This window comes from Marinovum sp. PR37 (genome assembly GCF_028807375.1).
GTDB lineage: Bacteria > Pseudomonadota > Alphaproteobacteria > Rhodobacterales > Rhodobacteraceae > Marinovum > Marinovum algicola.
On record NZ_JARAML010000010.1, the window covers coordinates 1 to 18,233 of the forward strand.

Consider the following 18,233-nt stretch of genomic DNA (forward strand, 5'->3'; position numbering starts at 1 on the left):
CGCCATCGCCCACCGAAAAGCCCGATCAAATACGCAACTGTAGTACTAGTGTCGAACAGGCCGGCGGGTGATCCCCCGCCCGGGCTTTCCTCTTGCCGAAAATACCGCGGGGAGCGCGAGGGGCTGGCCCCTCGCTCCGACGCCGGCCGCGCCGCTTATCCGCCGTGTTCCGCCAGTCCGGCGGCCACGACCTCCCGCCGCGGATCGTTGGCAGCCAGCCCTTCCAGCAGCCCCTCGGCCGCCTGATAGGCCTGCAAGGCCCGCGCCTGCTCGCCTAGAACGCCATAGGCGCGGCCAAGTTGCAGCCAGCCGTCGAGATCGTCGGGTTCGTCCTCCAGCCGCTCGGCCAGACGGTTGACCATCGAGCGGATGAAATCGCCGCGTTCTTCTGCGGTCATGGCCTGGGCCGCCTCCACGTCCTCGGCGCTGGGGCCGCGGGTCACCACGAAATCGTCGAGCGCCACGGGTGCCGCGCCGGTCTCGCTGCCGAGGCGGTTGATCTGGCGCAGAAAGACCTCCATCCAGGGCTGCGCCTCGTCTGCCTGCCGCAACCGCAGCACCAGCAGCTCGCGGGCCTCGCCCGAGCGGCCTTCCTGCTCCAGCCATTGCGCCTTGTAGTAGCTCGCAGCCGGGTTCAGCACATCCATGTCCAGCGCCCGGTCGATCGCTGCTCCGGCCTGGGCGGTGATGATGCCGTCATTGGCGGCGATCAGCGCCTCGGCCCATTGCGTCAGATGGCCGGAATGGGCGTCCTCGCGGTCGACGATCCGGCCCAGCGCCTCGGCGGCGGCGTCGAATCGGCCCATCCTCATGTAGGTCTGGGCCAGAAGCTCCCAGCCCTCGGTCGGCCCGCCATTCTCGTCGCTCGTCAGCCGCTCACGCAGCCGTTCGGTCAGCTCCACGATCTCGCGAGTGTCGGCGCGCTCCTCGGCGCGTTCGGCAAACGGCAGGCTCTCGGCCCCCGGCGCGCCGGTCATCACATAGACCCCGCCGGCCAGCAGCGGCACCAGAACCGCCAGCGCCATCAGCATCGCCGCGCCGCCGGTTCGTGCCGGTCCGCGCCCCTTCAGGCGACCGACCGCCAGCATCCGGCGCTTGATCTCGAGCTGCGCGGCCTCGGCCTCGGCCGGTGAAATCAGCCCACGGGCGCGTTCGGCGTCGATCTCCTTGAGCTGATCGACAAAGATCGCCAGCGCGCCCTCGCGGTGATCCACCGCAGCGCCATCGCGGCGCCAGAGCGGCAGCAGGATCATCAGAACGGCCAGAAGCGCCATCGCCGCGGCGGGTATCCAGAATGTCATCACTCAGTCGTCTTTCCTGCTCTGATCGCCGTCATAGCGCGCCATCAACTCGGCCACGCGCGCCTCGTCCTCGGCGTTGAGCGCCTCGGCACCGGCGCGCATGCTGCGTCGCCGCAGCGCCGCCCCGGCCGCCACGCTGCCCAGCCCCAGAAGCACGAAGGGCGCCAGCCAGAGCGCATAGGTCGACGGCTTGAAAGGCGGTTTGAACAGCACGTAATCGCCGTAGCGGTCGACCAGGTACTGCCGCACCTCGTCATCGCTGTCGCCGGCCACCAGCCGTTCGCGGATCAGCAGCCGCAGGTCGCGCGCCACCCCGGCGTTCGAACTGTCGATCGGTTCGTTCTGACACACCACGCAGCGGATATCCTTGGAGATTTCCCGCGCCCGCGCCTCGAGCGCCGGGTCGTCGAGGATCTCATCCGGCTCGACCGCCGCCGCCATTCCGGCCAGCGCGATCAGCAGCGCGGCAAGCAACCCCCTCACGACGCCGCCCTTTCCCGCGTCGCGGCCAGCGCGCGGCGCAGATCGTCCTGCGCCTGCTCGGTGACAATCGGTCCGACATAGCGCCAGATCACGGTGCCGGTGCCGTCGATCAGAAAGCTCTCGGGCACGCCGGAGATGCCCCATTCCAGCCCGGAACGGCCGCTCTCATCCGATCCGATGCGCAGATAGGGATTGCCCAACTCTTCAAGCCATGCCTTCGCATCCTCGGGCTTGTCCTTGTAATTGATGCCAAAAAGCGGAAAGCCCTCCTGCGCAGCCAGGCGTGTCAGCACCTTGTGCTCGGCCCGGCAGGGCACGCACCAGGAGGCAAAGACATTGACCAGCACCGGTTCGCCCGCCGCCAGATCGCCGCTGGCCAGCCCCGGCACATCGACCCCGGCGATCGGCGCCAGGTCAAACACCGGCACCGGTTTCGAGATCAGCACCGAGGGAATGGCGTTGGGGTCGCGCTCGGGGTTCAGCCCCCAGACAAAGAAGCCACCGATCACCAGAACCACCGCGATGGGCAGCAGGACAAGGATACGTTGCATGTCGTTTACTCCGCAGGTTGCGCCATCTCGGGCGCCTTGGCCCGGCGTGGCGCGCCGACGCGCAGCCGCCGGTCGCTGAGCGAAAGCGCGCCACCGAGGACCAGCATGAAAGAGCCGAGCCAGATGAAATTCACCAGCGGCTCGTACAGCACCCGAAGCGTCCAGGCCTCGCCCGCGGTCTGCGAGGCCGGCTCGGCGATCGAGGCATAGAGGTCGCCGGCCAGCGAATGGCGAATGGCGCTCTCGGTGGTCTGGCTGCGCGCCACCGGGTAGTTGCGCCGCTCGGGATAGAGGTTTTGCAGGAATTCACCATCGCGGCTTACCACCAGGGTGGCGCGAAAGGCGGTGTAATTCGGCCCGGGCACCTCTTCGACGCCCTCGAGGCGCAGGTCAAAGCCCGCCACCTGAACCTCTGTACCCGGTTCGGCAAAGACGATCAGGTCTTCCTTCCAGGCCGAGGAGCCGACAAAGCCGAAGATGCAGACCGCCAACCCGAGATGCGCCAGCGTCATGCCATGGCTGGCGCGTGGCAGATTGCGGGCGCGCCGCAGGCTTTCGGAAAACGGCGCGCGGAACAGCTTGATCCGCGACGCCCATTCCTGCGCCGTCGCCACAAAGAGCCAGATGCCGAGGCCGAAGGCCAGCACGGCCAGCACCGGCCCCTCGGTCACCAGATACCAGAGCACCAAGGCCGCGACCGCCGCCAGCGCCAGCGCCAGCCAGAGCCGTTGCAGCACGCCCTTCAGGTCGGCCCGCTTCCAGGTCAGGAACGGCCCCAGCCCCATCACGAACACCAGCGGCAGCATGATCGGCACGAAGGAGGCATTGTAGAACGGCGGGCCAACCGAGATCTTGTCGCCGGTGATCGCCTCGAGAAACAGCGGATAGAGCGTTCCGAAGAGCACCGTGCCGGTGGCCACCGCCAGCAGCAGGTTGTTGATCAAAAGACCGCCCTCGCGGCTGACCGGCGCAAACAGCCCGCCGCCCTCCATCGCCGGTGCGCGCACCGCATAGAGGGTCAGAGAACCGCCGATCGAGATGCCCAGCAGCCCGAGGATATAGATCCCGCGCTCGGGATCGACGGCAAAGGCGTGCACGCTTGTCAGCAGCCCCGAGCGGACGATGAAGGTGCCCAGCAGCGACAACGAAAAGGTGAGGATTGCCAGAAGGATGGTCCAGGACTTGAAGGCGCCGCGTTTCTCGGTGACGATGGCGGAATGCAACAGCGCGGTGCCCAGCAGCCAGGGCATGAACGAGACGTTCTCGACCGGATCCCAGAACCACCAGCCACCCCAGCCAAGCTCGTAATAGGCCCACCAGGAGCCGAGCGCGATGCCGGCGGTAAGCGACATCCAGGCCGCCAGCGTCCAGGGCCGCACCCAGCGCGCCCAGGCGGCATCGACCCGGCCTTCGATCAGCGCGGCGACGGCAAAGCTGAAGACGATGGAAAAGCCCACGTAGCCGACGTAGAGCAGCGGCGGATGCATCGCGAGGCCGATGTCCTGCAACAGCGGATTGAGGTCATTGCCGTCGACCGGCGGCGGCAACATGCGCTCGAAAGGGTTCGAGGTGAAGAGCATGAAGGTCAGGAAGCCGACCGAAATCCAGGCCTGCACCGACAGTGTTCGCGCCCGCAGGGCATGGGGAATATTGGTGCCAAAGACCGCCACCCCCGCGCCGAACAGCGCCAGGATCAGCGTCCAGAGCAGCAGCGAACCCTCGTGGCTGCCCCAGGTGGCGGCCACCTTGAACAACATGGGTTTCAGCGAGTTGGAATTCTCGACCACGTTGCGCACGGTGAAATCGCTGACCACGAAGGCCCACATCAGCGCCCCGAAGGCCAGGGCGAGAAACACCAGTTGCCCCAGCGCTGTCGATTGCGCCGAGCGCATCCACACCAGGTTGCCGCGGGCCGCACCTGCCATCGGCACCACCGATTGCACCACCGCCAGCGCGAGCGCCAGGGCCAGGCCGAATTGTCCGAGTTCCGGGATCATGGCACCACTCCCCATGGGCTGTCAGATCATTGCGACAGTCCTAGCCGCTGAGAGGTGAAAATTTAAGTCACCATTTCGTTGTTTTACGTATCATTTGGTCGCAGCCCGGGCGTCGCGGCCAAAAGTTTCCGCCGCGGGCCATTGCCTCTGGCGCCGCAATGAGGTCACTTCCGGTGACCTCCCAAAGCCGCAGGATCGCCCATGTCCCTTCGCATCTTCATCAACGGGTTCGGCCGCATCGGCCGCACCATCACCCGCATGATCCTGACCGATCACCCCGATATCGAGATCGTTGGAATCAACGACATCGCGCCGCTCGAGACCTGCGCCTATCTGTTCGGCTACGACAGCGTCTTCGGCCCCTTCCCCGGCGGTGCCGAGGGCCGCGACGGCACGCTGCATGCGGCCGGCCGCGCCCTGCCGATGACCCATGCGCCGGATATCTCGGCGCTGGACCTCACGGGCGTGGACATCGTGATGGAGTGCACCGGCAAGGCCCAGACCCGCGAGGTGGCGCTGCGTGGCCGCACCGCCGGGGCGCGCCGCATCCTGATCTCGGGGCCCTCACCGGCGACCGACGATACCATCGTGCTTGGCGCCAACACCGAGCTGTTGGGCGATCAGATTGTGATCTCCAACGCCTCCTGCACCACCAATGCGCTGGCACCGCTGCTGCGCCTGCTCGACGAGGCGGCGGGGGTGGAGAGCGGCCACATGACGACAGTGCATTGCTACACCGGTTCGCAGCCCACCGTCGATGCGCCGCGCGGCGATCTGGTGCGCTCGCGCGCGGCGGCGCTGTCGATGGTGCCCACCACCACCTCGGCCGGCCGGCTGATCGGCGTGGTGCTGCCGCATCTGGCCGGCCGGATCGAGGCCCGCGCCATCCGGGTGCCCACCGCCAGCGTCTCGGCCATCGACCTCACCGTGCAGACCCGCGCGGCGATCACGGCCGAGCGGCTGAACGGGCTGATCCGCGCCGCCGATCCCGCGCTCTTCGGCTATACCGACCTGCCGCTTGTCTCGACCGACCTGCGCGGCCGGCCGGAATCGCTGGTGGTGGCGGGCCGCGAAACCTCTGTTTCGCTAGGCGGCGTGCTGCGGATCTTCGGCTGGTATGACAACGAATGGGGCTTTTCGGCGCGGATGCTCGATATGGCACGCCGGATGGCCTGACGTGGCATGGGCCGGACGGCTGCGGGCGCCACGGGGTCGTTCGGCCGGATTGCGCTGCCCAGATCTGCCAGGGTGAAGATCAGTTCGAAAGCAGCATGGCAACCCGCTCGGGCACGTCCTTCAACATACACTCGCGCGACAACCCCGCGCGCCCGCGAAACATGTAGCCCTGCCTGATGTCAAAGAGCAGGGCCGCCCGTTCCCGGGCGGGAAAGGTTGCCGGCAAGGTGCCCTTGTCGATCTCTCGTTCAAAGCGGGCCGTCAATCTGCGTTCGGTGTCGGCAATGGCATCCTCGACACGTTCGGCCACCCCGTCCACCTGGCCGACAGAGGCCACGACGCTGGACGCGAGAAAACACCCCTTTGCCCCGCTTTCATGCTCGGTCGCCGACCGGATCACCTCGACCAGAAAGCCATGCAGCGCCGGCTCGATGTTCTCTTCGCCCTCCAGGACGACAAGCGGCGTGCAGGCATCGGCCGAGCAATAGTGATCGATCGTTTTCAGGTAGAGCCCACATTTGTCGCCGAAGGCGGCATAGAGGCTCGGCCCCGTGATCCCCATCGCGCCGGTCAGGTCGCGCATCGACGCCCCATCGTAGCCCTTCTCCCAGAACACGGCCATCGCTTGCAGCAAGGCCGTGTCATAATCGAAGGTTCGCGGGCGCCCTAATTTTTTTGTAACGGACAATATATAATCCTTGACCCTCACGGGCTCTGCGATTTATGTGTTGATCGTTACATATAGAGGATCACCCAAATTGACCAGTGGAAAACTTGCCGCCGGATCGGTATTTCCGGCGATCGACCTTCCTGTGCTCGGCGGTCGCCGTCGCGAAATTGCCAAGCCCGCCGAGGGCTTTGAATGGATGCTTGTTGTCGTCTATCGCGGCAAGCACTGCCCGCTTTGCACGACCTATTTGCAAGAGCTCAACGCCGCCTTGCCCGAGCTGAACGCTCAGGGCGTCGACGTGATCGCGGTATCGGCCGACAGCGAAGCCCGGGCGACCGCGCAGATGGCGAAAGTCTCGCCCAGGTTCGACGTCGCCTATGGCCTGACGATCCCGCAGATGGCGAGGCTGGGGCTCTATATCTCGGATCCCCGCAACGGGATGGATGTCGAGGCCCCTTTCGCCGAGCCGGGACTGTTTGTCCTCGATGAGACCGGGGCTCTGCAAATCGTCGATATCTCGAACGTTCCGTTTTCCCGGCCCAACCTGGAGTGGATTGCCAAGGGCATCAGCTTCCGGCGCGGGCCCATGAAAGAGGCCCCCATCAACGGCACATATGCCTGAACCAGAAGGAAACATCATGACCGAAAAAACTGAAACCGCTCTGCGCGCAAGGATCGACGAGCTGATGAAAGCCGGGGTCAGCGCTGACATGGAGACGCTGGACAAGATTTACCATGACAACATCGTCGTCATGGATCTGAGCATCGACGGCCGCCTGATGACGCTGGAGAAAAACGACTTCATGGCGCTGCTGAAGGAGACCTTCAGGGACAAGACCCCGGAAGATCATATGTGGTCGAAAATCCACAGCCTGACGGTCACAGGGGACCGTGGCCATGTGCTTATCTCGCGCAGGATTCCGGTTGGTGGCCCGAACATGATGATCGATCTGAGCATCGATTTCGTCTTTGAAGACGGCCGCTGGCAGGTGGTCCGCGAGGTGAATTTCAGCCGTCCGGACCAGAAAGCGGCCTGATCCGAGCCATATACGCGCAGCGCGGACGGCAATGGCGCGCAGTCGGGCGATCGCCAATTGGCCTCTGATCATGGCGCATTGCGCCACCCCCGCAGCCTCGGCCATGTCAGAGGCGCCCGCCCGACACCTCCAACCAACGGCAAGGGGTGGCCCGTCAGGGCCGCCCCTCTCTCAATTCATGCCCCTGGCGGTCACCGGGCCGCAGCCACCGCCCGCCGCGTCATCACGCCCACCAGATGCGCGCGATATGCGCCGGTGCCATGCAGATCTCCGATCATGCCGTCACCAGAGACCGACAGCCCTTCAAGTGCGTTTTCGGCGAAATTGCCGCCCAACGCCGCTTCTGCCTCGGTCCAGCGGAATACGCCCTCTTCCGAGGCGCCGGTGACGCCGACGCCGACCCGGTCGGCGTATTTGGCCACAAAGACCCCCACCAGCGGAAAGCGCGAGGCCGGCTGCTCGAACTTGATATAGGCCGAGCTCTCGGGCACCGGGAATTTCACCGCGGTGATAATCTCGCCTTCCTCCAGCGCAGTGGCGAACATGCCCTGAAAATAGTCGTCCGCCGCGATCTCGCGAGAGTTGGTCACGATGGTCGCGCCGCAGGCCATGGCCGCCGCCGGATAACAGGCCGACGGGTCGTTGTTGGCCAGCGAGCCGCCGATGGTGCCGCGATTGCGCACCGCCGGATCGCCGATCTTCGAAGCCAGCCCCGCAAGACCGGGAAAGCCCTCCGCCGTCTCGCGCTCGATGGTGCCATGCGTGGTGCCGCCGCCAATGGTCAGCGTGTCGCCGTCGCGGCTGATACCCTTGAGCTCTTCGATGCCCGACAGGCAGACCAGTTTCGACGGGCTTGCCAGACGCTGCTTGAGCGTCGGGATCAGGGTCTGCCCGCCGCCCAGCGCCTGCGCCTCGTCGTCGGCCAGCGCCGCCAGAGCATCGGCCAGGGTGGTTGGCCGTTCGATGTCAAAGCTGTACATATTCAGCCCTCCCTTAAGACGCGTTGTTGATCGCCGCCCAGACCCGCGAAGGCGAGGCCGGCATGTCGATGTGATCCACTTTATGCCCACCGGAATTCAGCGCGTCGAGGATCGCGTTGATCACCGTCGGCGGCGAGCCGATGGCCCCGGCCTCGCCACAGCCTTTGACCCCCAACGGATTGTGGGTGCAGGGCGTCTGGCAGGAATGATCGACCGTATAGGCCGCCATCTCGGGAAGGTCATCTGCCCGCGGCATGGCGTAATCCATGTAAGACGCCGAGAGCAGCTGGCCGTTCTCGTCATAGACGCAGTTCTCCAGCAGCGCCTGGCCGATGCCCTGGGCGATTCCGCCATGTACCTGGCCCTCGACGATCATCGGGTTGACCACATTGCCGAAGTCATCCGCCGAAACGAACTTTTCGATCGTGGTGACGCCGGTTTCGGGGTCGACCTCGACTTCGCAGGCATAGGCCCCCGCCGGATAGGTGAAGTTCGACGGATCGTAGAAGGCGGTTTCCTCCAGCCCCGGCTCGATATCCTCGAGCGGATAGTTGTGCGGCACGTAAGCCGCCAGGCAGACATCGCCCCAAGCCACCGATTTGTCGGTGCCCGCGACCGAGAACTGACCGTCCTTGAGCTCGATATCCGCCTCGGCGGCCTCGAGCAGGTGGGCGGCGATCTTCTTGGTCTTGGCGATGATCTTCTCGGCCGCCCGCACCATGGCCGAGCCGCCGACCGCGATCGAGCGCGAGCCGTAGGTGCCCATGCCCATCGGCGTATTGGCGGTGTCGCCATGCACGATCTCGACCTGGTCCTCGGGGATGCCGATCATCTCGGAGATCACCTGCGGAAAGGCGGTCTCATGCCCCTGCCCGTGGCTGTGCGAGCCGGTCATGACGACCAGGCCGCCGGTGGCATTGACCCGCACCGTGGCGGATTCGTAGAGCCCCGCACGCGCGCCCAGCTGCCCCACCAGGTTCGACGGCGCGATGCCGCAGGCCTCGATGAAGCAGTTGATGCCGAGGCCGCGCAGCTTGCCCTTCTTCTCGCTCTCGGCGCGGCGGGCGGCAAAGCCGTCGCGGTCGATCAGCTCGAGCATCTTGTCCATGGTGGCATGGTAATCGCCGGTGTCATATTCCACCGCCACCGGGGTGGCATAGGGGAATTCGGTGATGAAGTTTTGCCGCCGCAGCTCCACCGGGTCGACCCCCAGCTCGCGCGCCGCCTTGTCGATGACGCGTTCGAGCTGATAGGTCGCCTCGGGCCGGCCGGCGCCACGGTAGGCATCGACGGGCACGGTATTGGTGAAGACGGCCTTGACGTTCACGTAGATGTTCGGCGTCTTGTAGTTGCCCGCCATCAACGTGCCATGCAGCCAGGTCGGCACCGAGGGCGCGAAGGTCGACAGATAGGCCCCCATGTTGGCATAGGTCTCGGTGCGCACGGCGGTAAAGTTGTTGTCGGCATCCAGCGCCAGTTCGATCTTGGTTACATGGTCGCGGCCATGGGCGTCGGACATGAAGGCCTCGGACCGGGTCGAGGTCCATTTCACCGCACGGTTGCAGGCCTTGGCGGCAAAGGTGCAGAAGGCTTCCTCGGCATAATGGAAGATCTTGGTGCCGAAGCCGCCGCCCACATCCGGCGCCACCACACGCAGCTTGTGCTCGGGGATGCCCAGCACGAAGGCGCCCATCAGCAACCGGATCACATGCGGGTTCTGGCTGGTGGTGTAGAGCGTCGAATCGCCGGTGGCGCGGTTGAAATCGCCCACTGCGACGCGCGGCTCCATCGGGTTGGCGACCAGCCGGTTGTTGACCAGCTCGAGCGTGGTGACATGGGCGGCATTGGCAATCGCCTCTTCCACCGCGCCCTTGTTCTCCTCGACGAAGCCCCAGTCGTAGCAGAGGTTGTCGGAAAGGTCGTCATGCACCTTGGTGGCGCCCTCCTCCAGCGCCGCCTTCATGTTGACGACGGCGGGCAGCTCCTCGATGTCGAGATCGATCGCATCGGCGGCGTCCCGCGCCTGTTGCAGCGTGTCGGCGACGACGGCGGCGATCGGCTCGCCCACATGGCGCACCTTGCCCTGGGCCAGCACCGGGTGCGGCGGCTCCTTCATCACCTCGCCGTGCTTGTCGGTGACCTGCCAGCCGCAGGGCAGCCCGCCGACGCCTTCGAAATCGGCCCCGGTGAAGATGCGCACCACGCCGGGCATGGCGGCAGCGGCGGCGGTATCGATATTGGTGATCCGGCCATGCGCCACGTCGGAGCGCAGGAAATGCACATAGGCCTGGCCATGGACGTTGATGTCATCGGTGTAATTTCCGGCGCCGGTCAGAAAGCGCACGTCCTCGCGGCGCTTGGTGCTGGCTCCTATGCCATGATCTTTCGGCATTTTCGTTCCTCCCATGGGATCGGTGGGCTGCAAGCCCACCCTACGGACGGTGCGCAGTGAATGCGCACCCTACGGGGTGTTGCTGTCGGGTGCGCCTTCTTTGCGCCCCGCGGCGTCACATCACTCGGCGGCGACCGCCGGGACCTCCTGACCCGATGCGGCCATGATCGCGCGAACGATGTTGTGATAGCCGGTGCAACGGCAGATATTGCCTTGGAGATAGGCCCTGACCTCCTGTTCGGACGGCTTGGGATTGTCCTTGAGCAGCGCCGCCGCCGACATCACCATGCCCGGCGTGCAAAAGCCGCATTGCAGCCCGTGATAATCCTGAAACGCCTGCTGGATGGTGTTGAGCGATCCATCGGCATTGGCCTGGCCCTCGATGGTGGCCACTTCGGCGCCCTCGGCCTCGGCGGCGAACATGGTGCAGCTCTTGACCGCCGCGCCGTTGACATGCACCACGCAGGCGCCGCATTGGCTGGTGTCGCAGCCGACATGGGTTCCCGTCAGATGCAGATCACTGCGCAGGAACTCGACAAGCAACGTGTTGCCCGCCACGTCGCCGCTCACGGACTTGCCGTTTACGGTCATCGTTACCTTGGTCATGAAGTCCTCCCTTGGTTATGTCTCAAATGAATGAATCGGACGGTATCTCAGGTCACCGCCCGCTTGAACCAGCCCTTTTTCGGTGCCGCTTCGTCCCCGTCGGAAGCCGCTGCCTCGGGGGCGTCGTCGGCTGCGTCTTGGCCTGGCCCTTCGACCGCGGCCTTGAAGTTGTCGAAGAATTGGTCGGCCATCTTCTTGGCAAAACCGTCGATGATCCGGCTGCCCAGCTGGGCCAGCTTGCCGCCGACCTTGGCCTCGACATCATAGCTCAGCAAGGTGCCCTCGCCCTTGGGCTCGAGCCGCACGTCGGCGCCGCCCTTGGCAAAGCCCGCCGCCCCGCCCTTGCCTTCGCCGGTCAGGGTCAGGCTCTCGGGCGGCTGCATGTCCGACAGGGTAACGGAGCCCTTGAATGTGGCTTTCACCGGCCCGACCTTCTGGACGACCTTGGCCTCGAAGCCCTCTTCCGGGCTGCCGGTCATTTCCTGGCAACCGGGCACGCATTGCTTGAGCACTTCGGGGTCGAGGATGGCCGCCCAGACGATCTCGGGCGTCGCGGCAATCTCTCGGGAATCGGTTAGTTGCATGGTGTTGGTCTCCTCGGGTCCGAACCTAGGCGTGGATCGGCGTAACCGGCTATTATACAAAGGTGCCGGGTGGCCGCTGGCGCGGCCGCGCCCATGCGACTATTGGACAAAAGACCGGCCCCGCCATCGCCGCTAGGCTGAGCCTAACGCAGAACGGACAGTGCACAATGACCAATGCCCCCCAGACGCCGATAAATGGCATTTCCCGCGCCCTTGTGATCGACGATCATCCGCTGTTCTGCGACGCCTTGGTGCTTACCCTGCGCGCGCTCTGTGTCGGGGCCAGGGTGGAAACCGCCGCCAGTCTGGACGAGGGGCTGACCCGCGTGGCCGAGACCGGATCGCCCGACATCGTGCTGCTCGACCTTAATCTGCCGGATGTGAACGGGCTTGACGGGCTGTTGCGGTTGCGCGCGGCGTTGGGTCAGAACAGCCCGGTGATCGTGGTCTCTTCGATGGCCGACAACCGGACGATTTCCAAGGCGCTCGCAGCCGGTGCGGCGGCCTTCGTGCCGAAACACAGCCAGAAGCCGGCCTTTCACAAGGCGCTGAGCGCGGTGCGCAAGGGCCAGGTCTATACGCCCGAGGATTACCTGCCCGACGCCGATGAACAGCCGCAGGAAAACGACGCGATGGAGCGGCTGTCCACGCTGACCAACCAGCAATCGCGCATCCTGCAACTGATCTGCGAGGGCAAGCTGAACAAGCAGATCGCCTATGACCTGTCGATCGCCGAAACCACCGTCAAGGCGCATGTCACCGCGATCATGCGCAAGCTCGGGGTGCAGAGCCGGACCCAGGCGGTGCTGGTGGCGCAGGACGCGCGGCTTGGTGGCGGCTTGCCAGACCATTCCCAACACGCATAAGATCCGGCGCGCAAGACAGGAACAATCCGGGACATCCGAAATTTTGGACGGCCAGACACCAGAACCGTCCGCCGTGGGAGGACAGGCATCGGGGCTGCGCAATGCGCAGGTGTCGGTGCACGAAGCCGATCCGGTGGGGGCCATCGCGGCGGGGCTTGGCCCCGGCCCGTTCGAACTCGTGTTGTTGTTTGTCAGCAATCGCGGCAATTTCGCCGCGCTGTCCGCCGAGGCGCATGAACGGCTCGATGCGCGCCATGTCACCGCCTGTACCACCGCCGGAGAGATCGGCGCCGAGGGCTATGAGGAAGACCAGATCGTGGCGCTGGGCCTGCTGCCCTCGCATTTCCGCGCCGTCTGTTACCTGGTCGACGGGCTGGACCGGCTCGACCCGCAATCCGAGATCGACAAGCTGATCCGCCACCGGGTGGCGCTGGCCGATTGCGCGCCGGATTTCACCTCGGAATTCGCCTTTCTCGCCATCGACGGCCTGTCGCTGCGCGAAGACGAGCTGACCGCCGTCCTCTCGGCCGGGCTGGGCGGGGTGCCGCTGTTTGGCGGCTCGGCCGGCGATGGCGAAACCTTCCGCCGCACGCTGCTTGCGCTCGACGGCGAGACCCGGGGCAATGCCGCCGTGGTGTCGATGGTGCGCTCGATCTGCCCGATCCGGGTGTTCAGCCTCGATCACCTGACCCCGACCGATATCAAGATGGTGGTGACCGATGCCGACCCCGAACGCCGCATCGTCCGCCAGATCAATGCCGAACCGGCAGCGCGGGAATATGCCCGCATCGTCGGCAAACTGCCCGATCAGCTCGACCAGTTCACCTTTGCCGCCCATCCGGTTGTGGTCCAGCTCGGCCATCGTCATCACGTCCGCGCCATCCAGCGGGTCAATGCCGCAGGCGAGCTGGTGTTTTTTTCCGCCATCGACGAAGGCATGGTGCTGACGCTGGCCACAACCGAGGATATGGCGGGCCATCTCGAAACCGAGCTTTCCGGCCTGTCGCGCGACCGCGACCCGGCGATGATCCTTGGCTGCGACTGCATCCTGCGGCGGCTGGAAGCCGGCCAGAACCAACAGAGCCGGGCGGTCTCGGACGTGCTGCGCCGGCACAATGTGCGCGGCTTTTCGACCTATGGCGAACAACTCGGCGCGCTGCATGTAAACCACACGATGACCGGCGTGGCCTTTTATCCGCCGGACGATGCCGAATGACGCTGATCAACCCCGCCGACAGTGTCGAGCGCCAGAACGAAAAGCTCCTGCGGATCACCCAGTCGCTGATGCGCCGGGTGGAGCAACAGCAGGATCCCTCGGGGCTGGCCTATGCCCAGTTCGAGCGCGCCGCCCTGCTCGAGGATCAGGTGCGCTCGCGCACCCGCGATCTGGAGCGTGCGCTCGACCTCCTGCACGACAGCAACCTGCAACTGGAACAGGCCAGCGCCGAGACCGAGGCGGCCCGGGCCAACCTTGCCGACGCGATCGAGGCGGTGCACGAGGGCTTTGCGCTCTTCGACAGCCAGGACCGGCTGGTGCTGACCAACAGCCGGTTCTGCCAGGACATGCGCGACATCGCCGGTCAACTCACCCCGGGGCTGCGGTTCGACGATTATGTCGATCTTGTCAGCCGGTCCGCCTATCTCGCCCTGCCGCAAGGCGAAACCGGGCTGGCCTGGGCGCTGAAACGCAAGGCGCGCCACCGCGAGAACGACGCCATGTTCAACGTGCGCCTGACCCAGGATCTCTGGCTTCAGGTCTCGGAACGACGCACCGCCAGCAACGGCACCGTGGTGCTGCAAACCGACGTGACCGATCTGATCCGACTCGAGCGCAAGGAACGCGCGCGATTGCAGAACAAGCAGGCAAGGCTGATCGCCGCGACGCTCGAACATCTCAACCAGGGGGTCTGCATCTTTGACGATGCCGCCCGGCTGATCGGCTGGAACGCGCGGGTGGCCGAGCTCTTGCGGCTGCCGCTGACACGGGTCCAGCGTGGCGCGAGCTTTGGCGGCCTAATCGCCCAGTTGCCGGAGGATTTCGCCCTGTCGCATGGCATGTCACGCAAGCGGTTGCTGGATTGGGCGGACCGTCCGGCGCGGCGCGGCGCGCTGCGGTTCGAGGCGACCCAGGGCGCGGCGCTGACCCTCGATGCCTTTGCCCAGGGGCTGCCCGACGGCGGCTTCGTGATCTCCTTTACCGATGTCACCGCCGAGCGCAACGCCGCCCGCGCCCTGCGCGAGATGAACGAACGGCTCGAGGCGCGGGTCGTCGAACGCACCACCGAGCTGGCGTCGGCGCTGGCCGAGGCCGAGCGCGCCAATGCCTCCAAGAGCCGCTTTGTCGCCGCCGCCAGCCATGACCTGCTGCAACCGCTTTCGGCGGCAAAACTGTTTGTCGGCACCTTCTCGGGCGAAACCCTCTCGCCGACAGGCCGCGAGACGCTGGGCAAGATCTCTTCGGCGCTGGGCTCGCTCGAACATATCATCGAGGCGCTGCTCGACATGTCCAAGCTCGACAGCGGCCGTGCGGCCTTTGACATCCGGCCCATCGATCTCGGCCAGATCTTCACCGCGCTCGACACCCAACTCGAACCGCTGGCGGCGCAGAAAGGCCTTGGCCTCCGGGTGCGCCCGACCTCGGCCAGAGTGGAAACCGATCCTTCATATCTGCGGCGCATCCTGCAAAACCTGCTGGGAAACGCGGTGCGCTACACCCGCCACGGCCGGGTGCTGATGGGCGCGCGCCGCCAGGGCGACAGCGTCAGGATCGAGGTCTGGGACACCGGGCCCGGCATCGCCCATGAGCACCGCGACATGATCTTTCGCGAGTTCAGCCGGGTCGACGCCCCGGCTTCGGCCTCCGAAGGCCTCGGGCTGGGCCTGGCCATTGTCGACCGCGCCTGCGCCGGTCTCGGTCTGCCGCTCGATCTTCGGTCGGAACCGGGGCGCGGCACTGTCTTTTCCGTCACCGTGCCACTGGCCGCGCAGGCGCCGCGCAACCCCGCATCGCGCGGCAGTCGCCTTTCGCCGCCGGGCGCGCCAGTGCCGGGCCGCGTGGTCTTCCTGGTGGAAAACGACGCCGACCTGCGCCGCGCGCTGACCCTCTCGCTCGAAGGGCTGGGGGCGGATGTGATCGATGTGGCCAATGCCGGCGACGCGCTCGACCTGCTCGACGAGCTCGAGATCACCCCCGACGCGCTGATGTTCGACGAGGATCTCGGCCCCGGCATGACCGGCACCGAGCTGTTGCGCGAGATCACAGAACGCTATGGCCCGATCCCGGCCCGCATCATCTCGGCCCACCGTGCGGCGGGCCTGAGCAAACGCTGCAAGAGCCTCGGCGTGCCACTGCTGTCAAAGCCGCTCGATGGCCGCGACCTGGAGCATTTCCTGTCGGAACTGGCCTGAGACTTGACGGCTCAATACGGCAGGCCGACGTAATTCTCGGCCAGCGAGACCTGCGCCGCCTCGGACGAGAACAGATAGGCCAGGTCGATCTGCTGCAACCGGCTGTCATAGCTGTCACCGTCGTGGAACCGGTGCAGGAGCGAGGTCATCCACCAGCTGAACCTTTGCGCCTTCCAGGCCCGCGCCAACGCCTTTTCGGAATAGCTGTCGAGGCCGCTCTCGTCGCCCTCGGCGTAATGCGCCAGCAAGCCGTGATAGAGGTAATGCACGTCCGAGGCGGCGGTATTGAGCCCCTTGGCGCCGGTCGGCGGCACGATATGCGCCGCGTCACCGGCCAGGAACAGCGCGCCATAACGCATCGGCTCGGCCACATAGCCCCGCAGCGGCGCGATGGATTTCTCGATCGAGGGACCGGTCTCGAGCCGCGCCGCCACGTCCTCCGGCAACCGTGCCTTCAGCTCGGCCCAGAACGCCTCGTCCGACCAGCTCTCGGCGCTGTCGGACAGCGGCACCTGGATGTAATAGCGGCTCAGCACCTGGCTGCGCATCGAACAGAGCGCGAAGCCACGATCATGGCGCGCATAGATCAGCTCGTCGCAGACCGGCGCGGTCTCGGACAGCACGCCCAGCCAGCCGAAGGGATAGACCTTTTCATATTCCTTCAGCACATCCGCCGGGATCGATTTGCGGCTGACGCCGTGATAGCCGTCGGCGCCGACGATGAAATCGCAGTCGATCCTCCTGGCCTCTCCGTCCTGGACAAAGGTGACATGCGGCGTCGCGGCTTTCAGGTCGTGCAGCACGACCTCGTTCACCTCATGCAGGATCTGGCCATTCAAGGCATCGCGCGCCTGATAGAGATCGCGGGTCACCTCGGTCTGGCCATAGACCAGCACGCTCTGGCCGGAAAAGCGGTGCAGGTCCACCCGGTCCATCCGCCCGTCATGCGCAATGTAGAAGCCGTCATGCACCGCGCCCTCGGCATCCATTCGCTGGCCGCAGCCGGCCTCGCGCATCAGATCGGCAAAGCCATGCTCCAGCACGCCGGCGCGGATCCGGCCGAGCACATGCGCCCGGGTCTGACGTTCCAGAACGATGGTCTCGATCCCCTTGCGATGCAGCAACTGGCTGAGCAACAGCCCGGACGGCCCGCCGCCGATGATACAAACCTGAGTTTTCATGCCATCCCTCCTCTTGATCTCTCGCATCATGCCGAAAAACCCGGCGCGCGCGAATGGACCGGAACGGCAGAAACATGTACAAATCGCACATGCCGCACCCCGAGATCCTCAATTACAACCTGTTCGGTGAATCCCGCGACCTGCCCGATGTGGTGCATTGTGAAACCATCGAGGCCCGGTCGCGGCTGCACAATTGGGAATTCGCACCGCACCGCCACGCGCGACTGCATCAGGTGCTGCTGCTCGAACAGGGCAGCGGCCGCGTCACGCTCGACGGCGGCGAGTTGACGCTGGGCGATGGCACATTGGTCAACGTGCCGCCGGGTCTGGTGCATGGATATCGGTTTGCGCCGGGATCGGCGGGGCTGGTGGTCACCCTGGCGGCGGAAATCCTCGACGAGACGCTGCGCCCCGGCGAAGGGCTGGCGGCGCAATTGTCGCGCCCGGCGGTGCTGCCGGCACCTGCCGAAATCGCCGCCACATTATCCGAGATCGCCGCCGCCTTTTCCGACCGCGGCTTTGCCAGGGCGCAGATCCTGCGGGGGCTTTGCGCCCTGCTGCTTGGACAGATCGCACGCGCCTTGGCACAGCGCAGCGCGGCGCGGCCCGCGGCGGGCAAGACCGATCTTCTGCATCGGTTCGACGCTCTGGTCGAGGCGCGGTTCCGCCAGCATTGGCCGGTGGCGCGTTATGCGGCGGCACTGGCGATCACCCCGGCGCATCTCAGCCGGCTCTGCCGCGCCGCCACCGGCCGCCCGGCCAGCGCGGTGATCGAAGACCGTATCATCCGCGAGGCCCGCCGCCATCTGGTCTATACCAACCTGCCGGTGCAGAGCATCGCCTATGACCTGGGCTATGACGACCCGGCCTATTTCTCGCGCGTCTTCACCCGCGCGACCGGCCTGTCGCCCCGCAGCTTCCGGCAGCAGAGCCAGGGCTGAACCGCCCGAGCGGACCCGCCACAAATCGGACGGGCCTTGCGAACACGCCCCCGCTGCCGC

Annotated in this window: 17 protein-coding genes; 7 read left to right on the top strand and 10 right to left on the bottom strand. The window is 65.8% G+C overall.

Annotated elements, in window-relative coordinates:
- Positions 1 to 155 precede the first annotated feature (155 nt).
- Genes ccmI through PVW49_RS10315 form a run of 4 tightly spaced genes read right to left on the bottom strand, consistent with a single transcriptional unit; the run spans position 156 to position 4,332 of the window.
- Positions 156 to 1,301, bottom strand: coding sequence for a c-type cytochrome biogenesis protein CcmI (gene ccmI / locus PVW49_RS10300; RefSeq protein WP_074837277.1), 1,146 nt, complete (start codon positions 1,299 to 1,301; stop codon positions 156 to 158).
- 3 nt (positions 1,302 to 1,304) lie between these two features.
- Positions 1,305 to 1,784 carry a cytochrome c-type biogenesis protein gene (locus tag PVW49_RS10305; protein WP_274562368.1) on the bottom strand — a complete coding sequence of 160 codons (480 nt, stop codon included), beginning with the start codon at positions 1,782 to 1,784 and terminating at the stop codon, positions 1,305 to 1,307.
- Positions 1,781 to 2,335 (bottom strand): DsbE family thiol:disulfide interchange protein, encoded by a 555-nt coding sequence (locus PVW49_RS10310; protein ID WP_074837276.1) that lies wholly within the window; start codon positions 2,333 to 2,335, stop codon positions 1,781 to 1,783. The genes PVW49_RS10305 and PVW49_RS10310 overlap by 4 nt, the downstream gene beginning before the upstream one ends.
- A gap of 5 nt (positions 2,336 to 2,340) precedes the next feature.
- Positions 2,341 to 4,332: a heme lyase CcmF/NrfE family subunit gene (locus PVW49_RS10315; protein ID WP_074837275.1), complete on the bottom strand. Its 1,992-nt coding sequence runs from the start codon at positions 4,330 to 4,332 to the stop codon at positions 2,341 to 2,343.
- Between the two features lie 201 nt (positions 4,333 to 4,533).
- Here PVW49_RS10315 and PVW49_RS10320 point away from each other — a divergent pair, with 201 nt between their 5' ends.
- Complete coding sequence (locus tag PVW49_RS10320) at positions 4,534 to 5,508, top strand: type I glyceraldehyde-3-phosphate dehydrogenase (protein ID WP_074837274.1); 975 nt, start codon at positions 4,534 to 4,536, stop codon at positions 5,506 to 5,508.
- A 79-nt stretch (positions 5,509 to 5,587) separates the two neighbouring features.
- Here the strand turns inward: PVW49_RS10320 and PVW49_RS10325 are convergent, their stop codons facing one another.
- On the bottom strand, positions 5,588 to 6,142 hold the full coding sequence (locus tag PVW49_RS10325; protein WP_274590491.1) for a TetR/AcrR family transcriptional regulator: 555 nt from the start codon (positions 6,140 to 6,142) through the stop codon (positions 5,588 to 5,590).
- Positions 6,143 to 6,266: 124 nt separating this feature from the next.
- Between PVW49_RS10325 and PVW49_RS10330 the strand changes: the two genes are divergently transcribed.
- Complete coding sequence (locus PVW49_RS10330) at positions 6,267 to 6,800, top strand: redoxin domain-containing protein (protein WP_074837272.1); 534 nt, start codon at positions 6,267 to 6,269, stop codon at positions 6,798 to 6,800.
- 16 nt (positions 6,801 to 6,816) lie between these two features.
- Complete coding sequence (locus PVW49_RS10335; protein WP_048532223.1) at positions 6,817 to 7,215, top strand: nuclear transport factor 2 family protein; 399 nt, start codon at positions 6,817 to 6,819, stop codon at positions 7,213 to 7,215.
- 191 nt (positions 7,216 to 7,406) lie between these two features.
- Here PVW49_RS10335 and PVW49_RS10340 read toward each other — a convergent pair whose 3' ends face one another.
- The 4 genes from PVW49_RS10340 to PVW49_RS10355 all read right to left on the bottom strand — a co-directional run bounded on the left by PVW49_RS10340 (position 7,407) and on the right by PVW49_RS10355 (position 11,777).
- Positions 7,407 to 8,195, bottom strand: coding sequence for an FAD binding domain-containing protein (locus PVW49_RS10340; RefSeq protein WP_274590492.1), 789 nt, complete (start codon positions 8,193 to 8,195; stop codon positions 7,407 to 7,409).
- A 13-nt stretch (positions 8,196 to 8,208) separates the two neighbouring features.
- Positions 8,209 to 10,587 (bottom strand): xanthine dehydrogenase family protein molybdopterin-binding subunit, encoded by a 2,379-nt coding sequence (locus PVW49_RS10345; RefSeq protein ID WP_074837271.1) that lies wholly within the window; start codon positions 10,585 to 10,587, stop codon positions 8,209 to 8,211.
- Between the two features lie 120 nt (positions 10,588 to 10,707).
- Positions 10,708 to 11,193, bottom strand: a complete 486-nt coding sequence (locus PVW49_RS10350; protein ID WP_048532226.1) for a (2Fe-2S)-binding protein — start codon at positions 11,191 to 11,193, stop codon at positions 10,708 to 10,710.
- 47 nt (positions 11,194 to 11,240) lie between these two features.
- Positions 11,241 to 11,777: a CoxG family protein gene (locus tag PVW49_RS10355; protein WP_274590493.1), complete on the bottom strand. Its 537-nt coding sequence runs from the start codon at positions 11,775 to 11,777 to the stop codon at positions 11,241 to 11,243.
- 167 nt (positions 11,778 to 11,944) lie between these two features.
- Here PVW49_RS10355 and PVW49_RS10360 point away from each other — a divergent pair, with 167 nt between their 5' ends.
- The 3 genes from PVW49_RS10360 to PVW49_RS10370 all read left to right on the top strand — a co-directional run bounded on the left by PVW49_RS10360 (position 11,945) and on the right by PVW49_RS10370 (position 16,051).
- Positions 11,945 to 12,643, top strand: coding sequence for a response regulator transcription factor (locus tag PVW49_RS10360; RefSeq protein ID WP_048532228.1), 699 nt, complete (start codon positions 11,945 to 11,947; stop codon positions 12,641 to 12,643).
- A 73-nt stretch (positions 12,644 to 12,716) separates the two neighbouring features.
- Positions 12,717 to 13,859 carry an FIST N-terminal domain-containing protein gene (locus PVW49_RS10365; RefSeq protein ID WP_274590494.1) on the top strand — a complete coding sequence of 381 codons (1,143 nt, stop codon included), beginning with the start codon at positions 12,717 to 12,719 and terminating at the stop codon, positions 13,857 to 13,859.
- Positions 13,856 to 16,051, top strand: coding sequence for a PAS-domain containing protein (locus tag PVW49_RS10370; RefSeq protein ID WP_274590495.1), 2,196 nt, complete (start codon positions 13,856 to 13,858; stop codon positions 16,049 to 16,051). The genes PVW49_RS10365 and PVW49_RS10370 overlap by 4 nt, the downstream gene beginning before the upstream one ends.
- An 11-nt stretch (positions 16,052 to 16,062) precedes the next feature.
- On the opposite strand, the gene pobA is transcribed toward PVW49_RS10370, so the two are convergent.
- Positions 16,063 to 17,232, bottom strand: a complete 1,170-nt coding sequence (pobA, locus tag PVW49_RS10375; protein ID WP_274590496.1) for a 4-hydroxybenzoate 3-monooxygenase — start codon at positions 17,230 to 17,232, stop codon at positions 16,063 to 16,065.
- 74 nt (positions 17,233 to 17,306) lie between these two features.
- Here pobA and PVW49_RS10380 point away from each other — a divergent pair, with 74 nt between their 5' ends.
- Positions 17,307 to 18,173, top strand: coding sequence for a helix-turn-helix domain-containing protein (locus PVW49_RS10380; protein WP_274590497.1), 867 nt, complete (start codon positions 17,307 to 17,309; stop codon positions 18,171 to 18,173).
- Positions 18,174 to 18,233: the final 60 nt, after the last annotated feature.

What these genes read in the sequence shown, in the direction of transcription:
- ccmI (WP_074837277.1), bottom strand. Translation starts at nt 1,301, where the DNA reads ATGACATTCTGGATACCCGCCGCGGCGATGGCGCTTCTGGCCGTTCTG.
- PVW49_RS10310 (WP_074837276.1), bottom strand. Translation starts at nt 2,335, where the DNA reads ATGCAACGTATCCTTGTCCTGCTGCCCATCGCGGTGGTTCTGGTGATC.
- PVW49_RS10315 (WP_074837275.1), bottom strand. Translation starts at nt 4,332, where the DNA reads ATGATCCCGGAACTCGGACAATTCGGCCTGGCCCTGGCGCTCGCGCTG.
- PVW49_RS10320 (WP_074837274.1), top strand. Translation starts at nt 4,534, where the DNA reads ATGTCCCTTCGCATCTTCATCAACGGGTTCGGCCGCATCGGCCGCACC.
- PVW49_RS10335 (WP_048532223.1), top strand. Translation starts at nt 6,817, where the DNA reads ATGACCGAAAAAACTGAAACCGCTCTGCGCGCAAGGATCGACGAGCTG.
- PVW49_RS10340 (WP_274590492.1), bottom strand. Translation starts at nt 8,195, where the DNA reads ATGTACAGCTTTGACATCGAACGGCCAACCACCCTGGCCGATGCTCTG.
- PVW49_RS10345 (WP_074837271.1), bottom strand. Translation starts at nt 10,587, where the DNA reads ATGCCGAAAGATCATGGCATAGGAGCCAGCACCAAGCGCCGCGAGGAC.
- PVW49_RS10350 (WP_048532226.1), bottom strand. Translation starts at nt 11,193, where the DNA reads ATGACCAAGGTAACGATGACCGTAAACGGCAAGTCCGTGAGCGGCGAC.
- PVW49_RS10355 (WP_274590493.1), bottom strand. Translation starts at nt 11,777, where the DNA reads ATGCAACTAACCGATTCCCGAGAGATTGCCGCGACGCCCGAGATCGTC.
- PVW49_RS10360 (WP_048532228.1), top strand. Translation starts at nt 11,945, where the DNA reads ATGACCAATGCCCCCCAGACGCCGATAAATGGCATTTCCCGCGCCCTT.
- PVW49_RS10370 (WP_274590495.1), top strand. Translation starts at nt 13,856, where the DNA reads ATGACGCTGATCAACCCCGCCGACAGTGTCGAGCGCCAGAACGAAAAG.
- pobA (WP_274590496.1), bottom strand. Translation starts at nt 17,232, where the DNA reads ATGAAAACTCAGGTTTGTATCATCGGCGGCGGGCCGTCCGGGCTGTTG.
- PVW49_RS10380 (WP_274590497.1), top strand. Translation starts at nt 17,307, where the DNA reads ATGTACAAATCGCACATGCCGCACCCCGAGATCCTCAATTACAACCTG.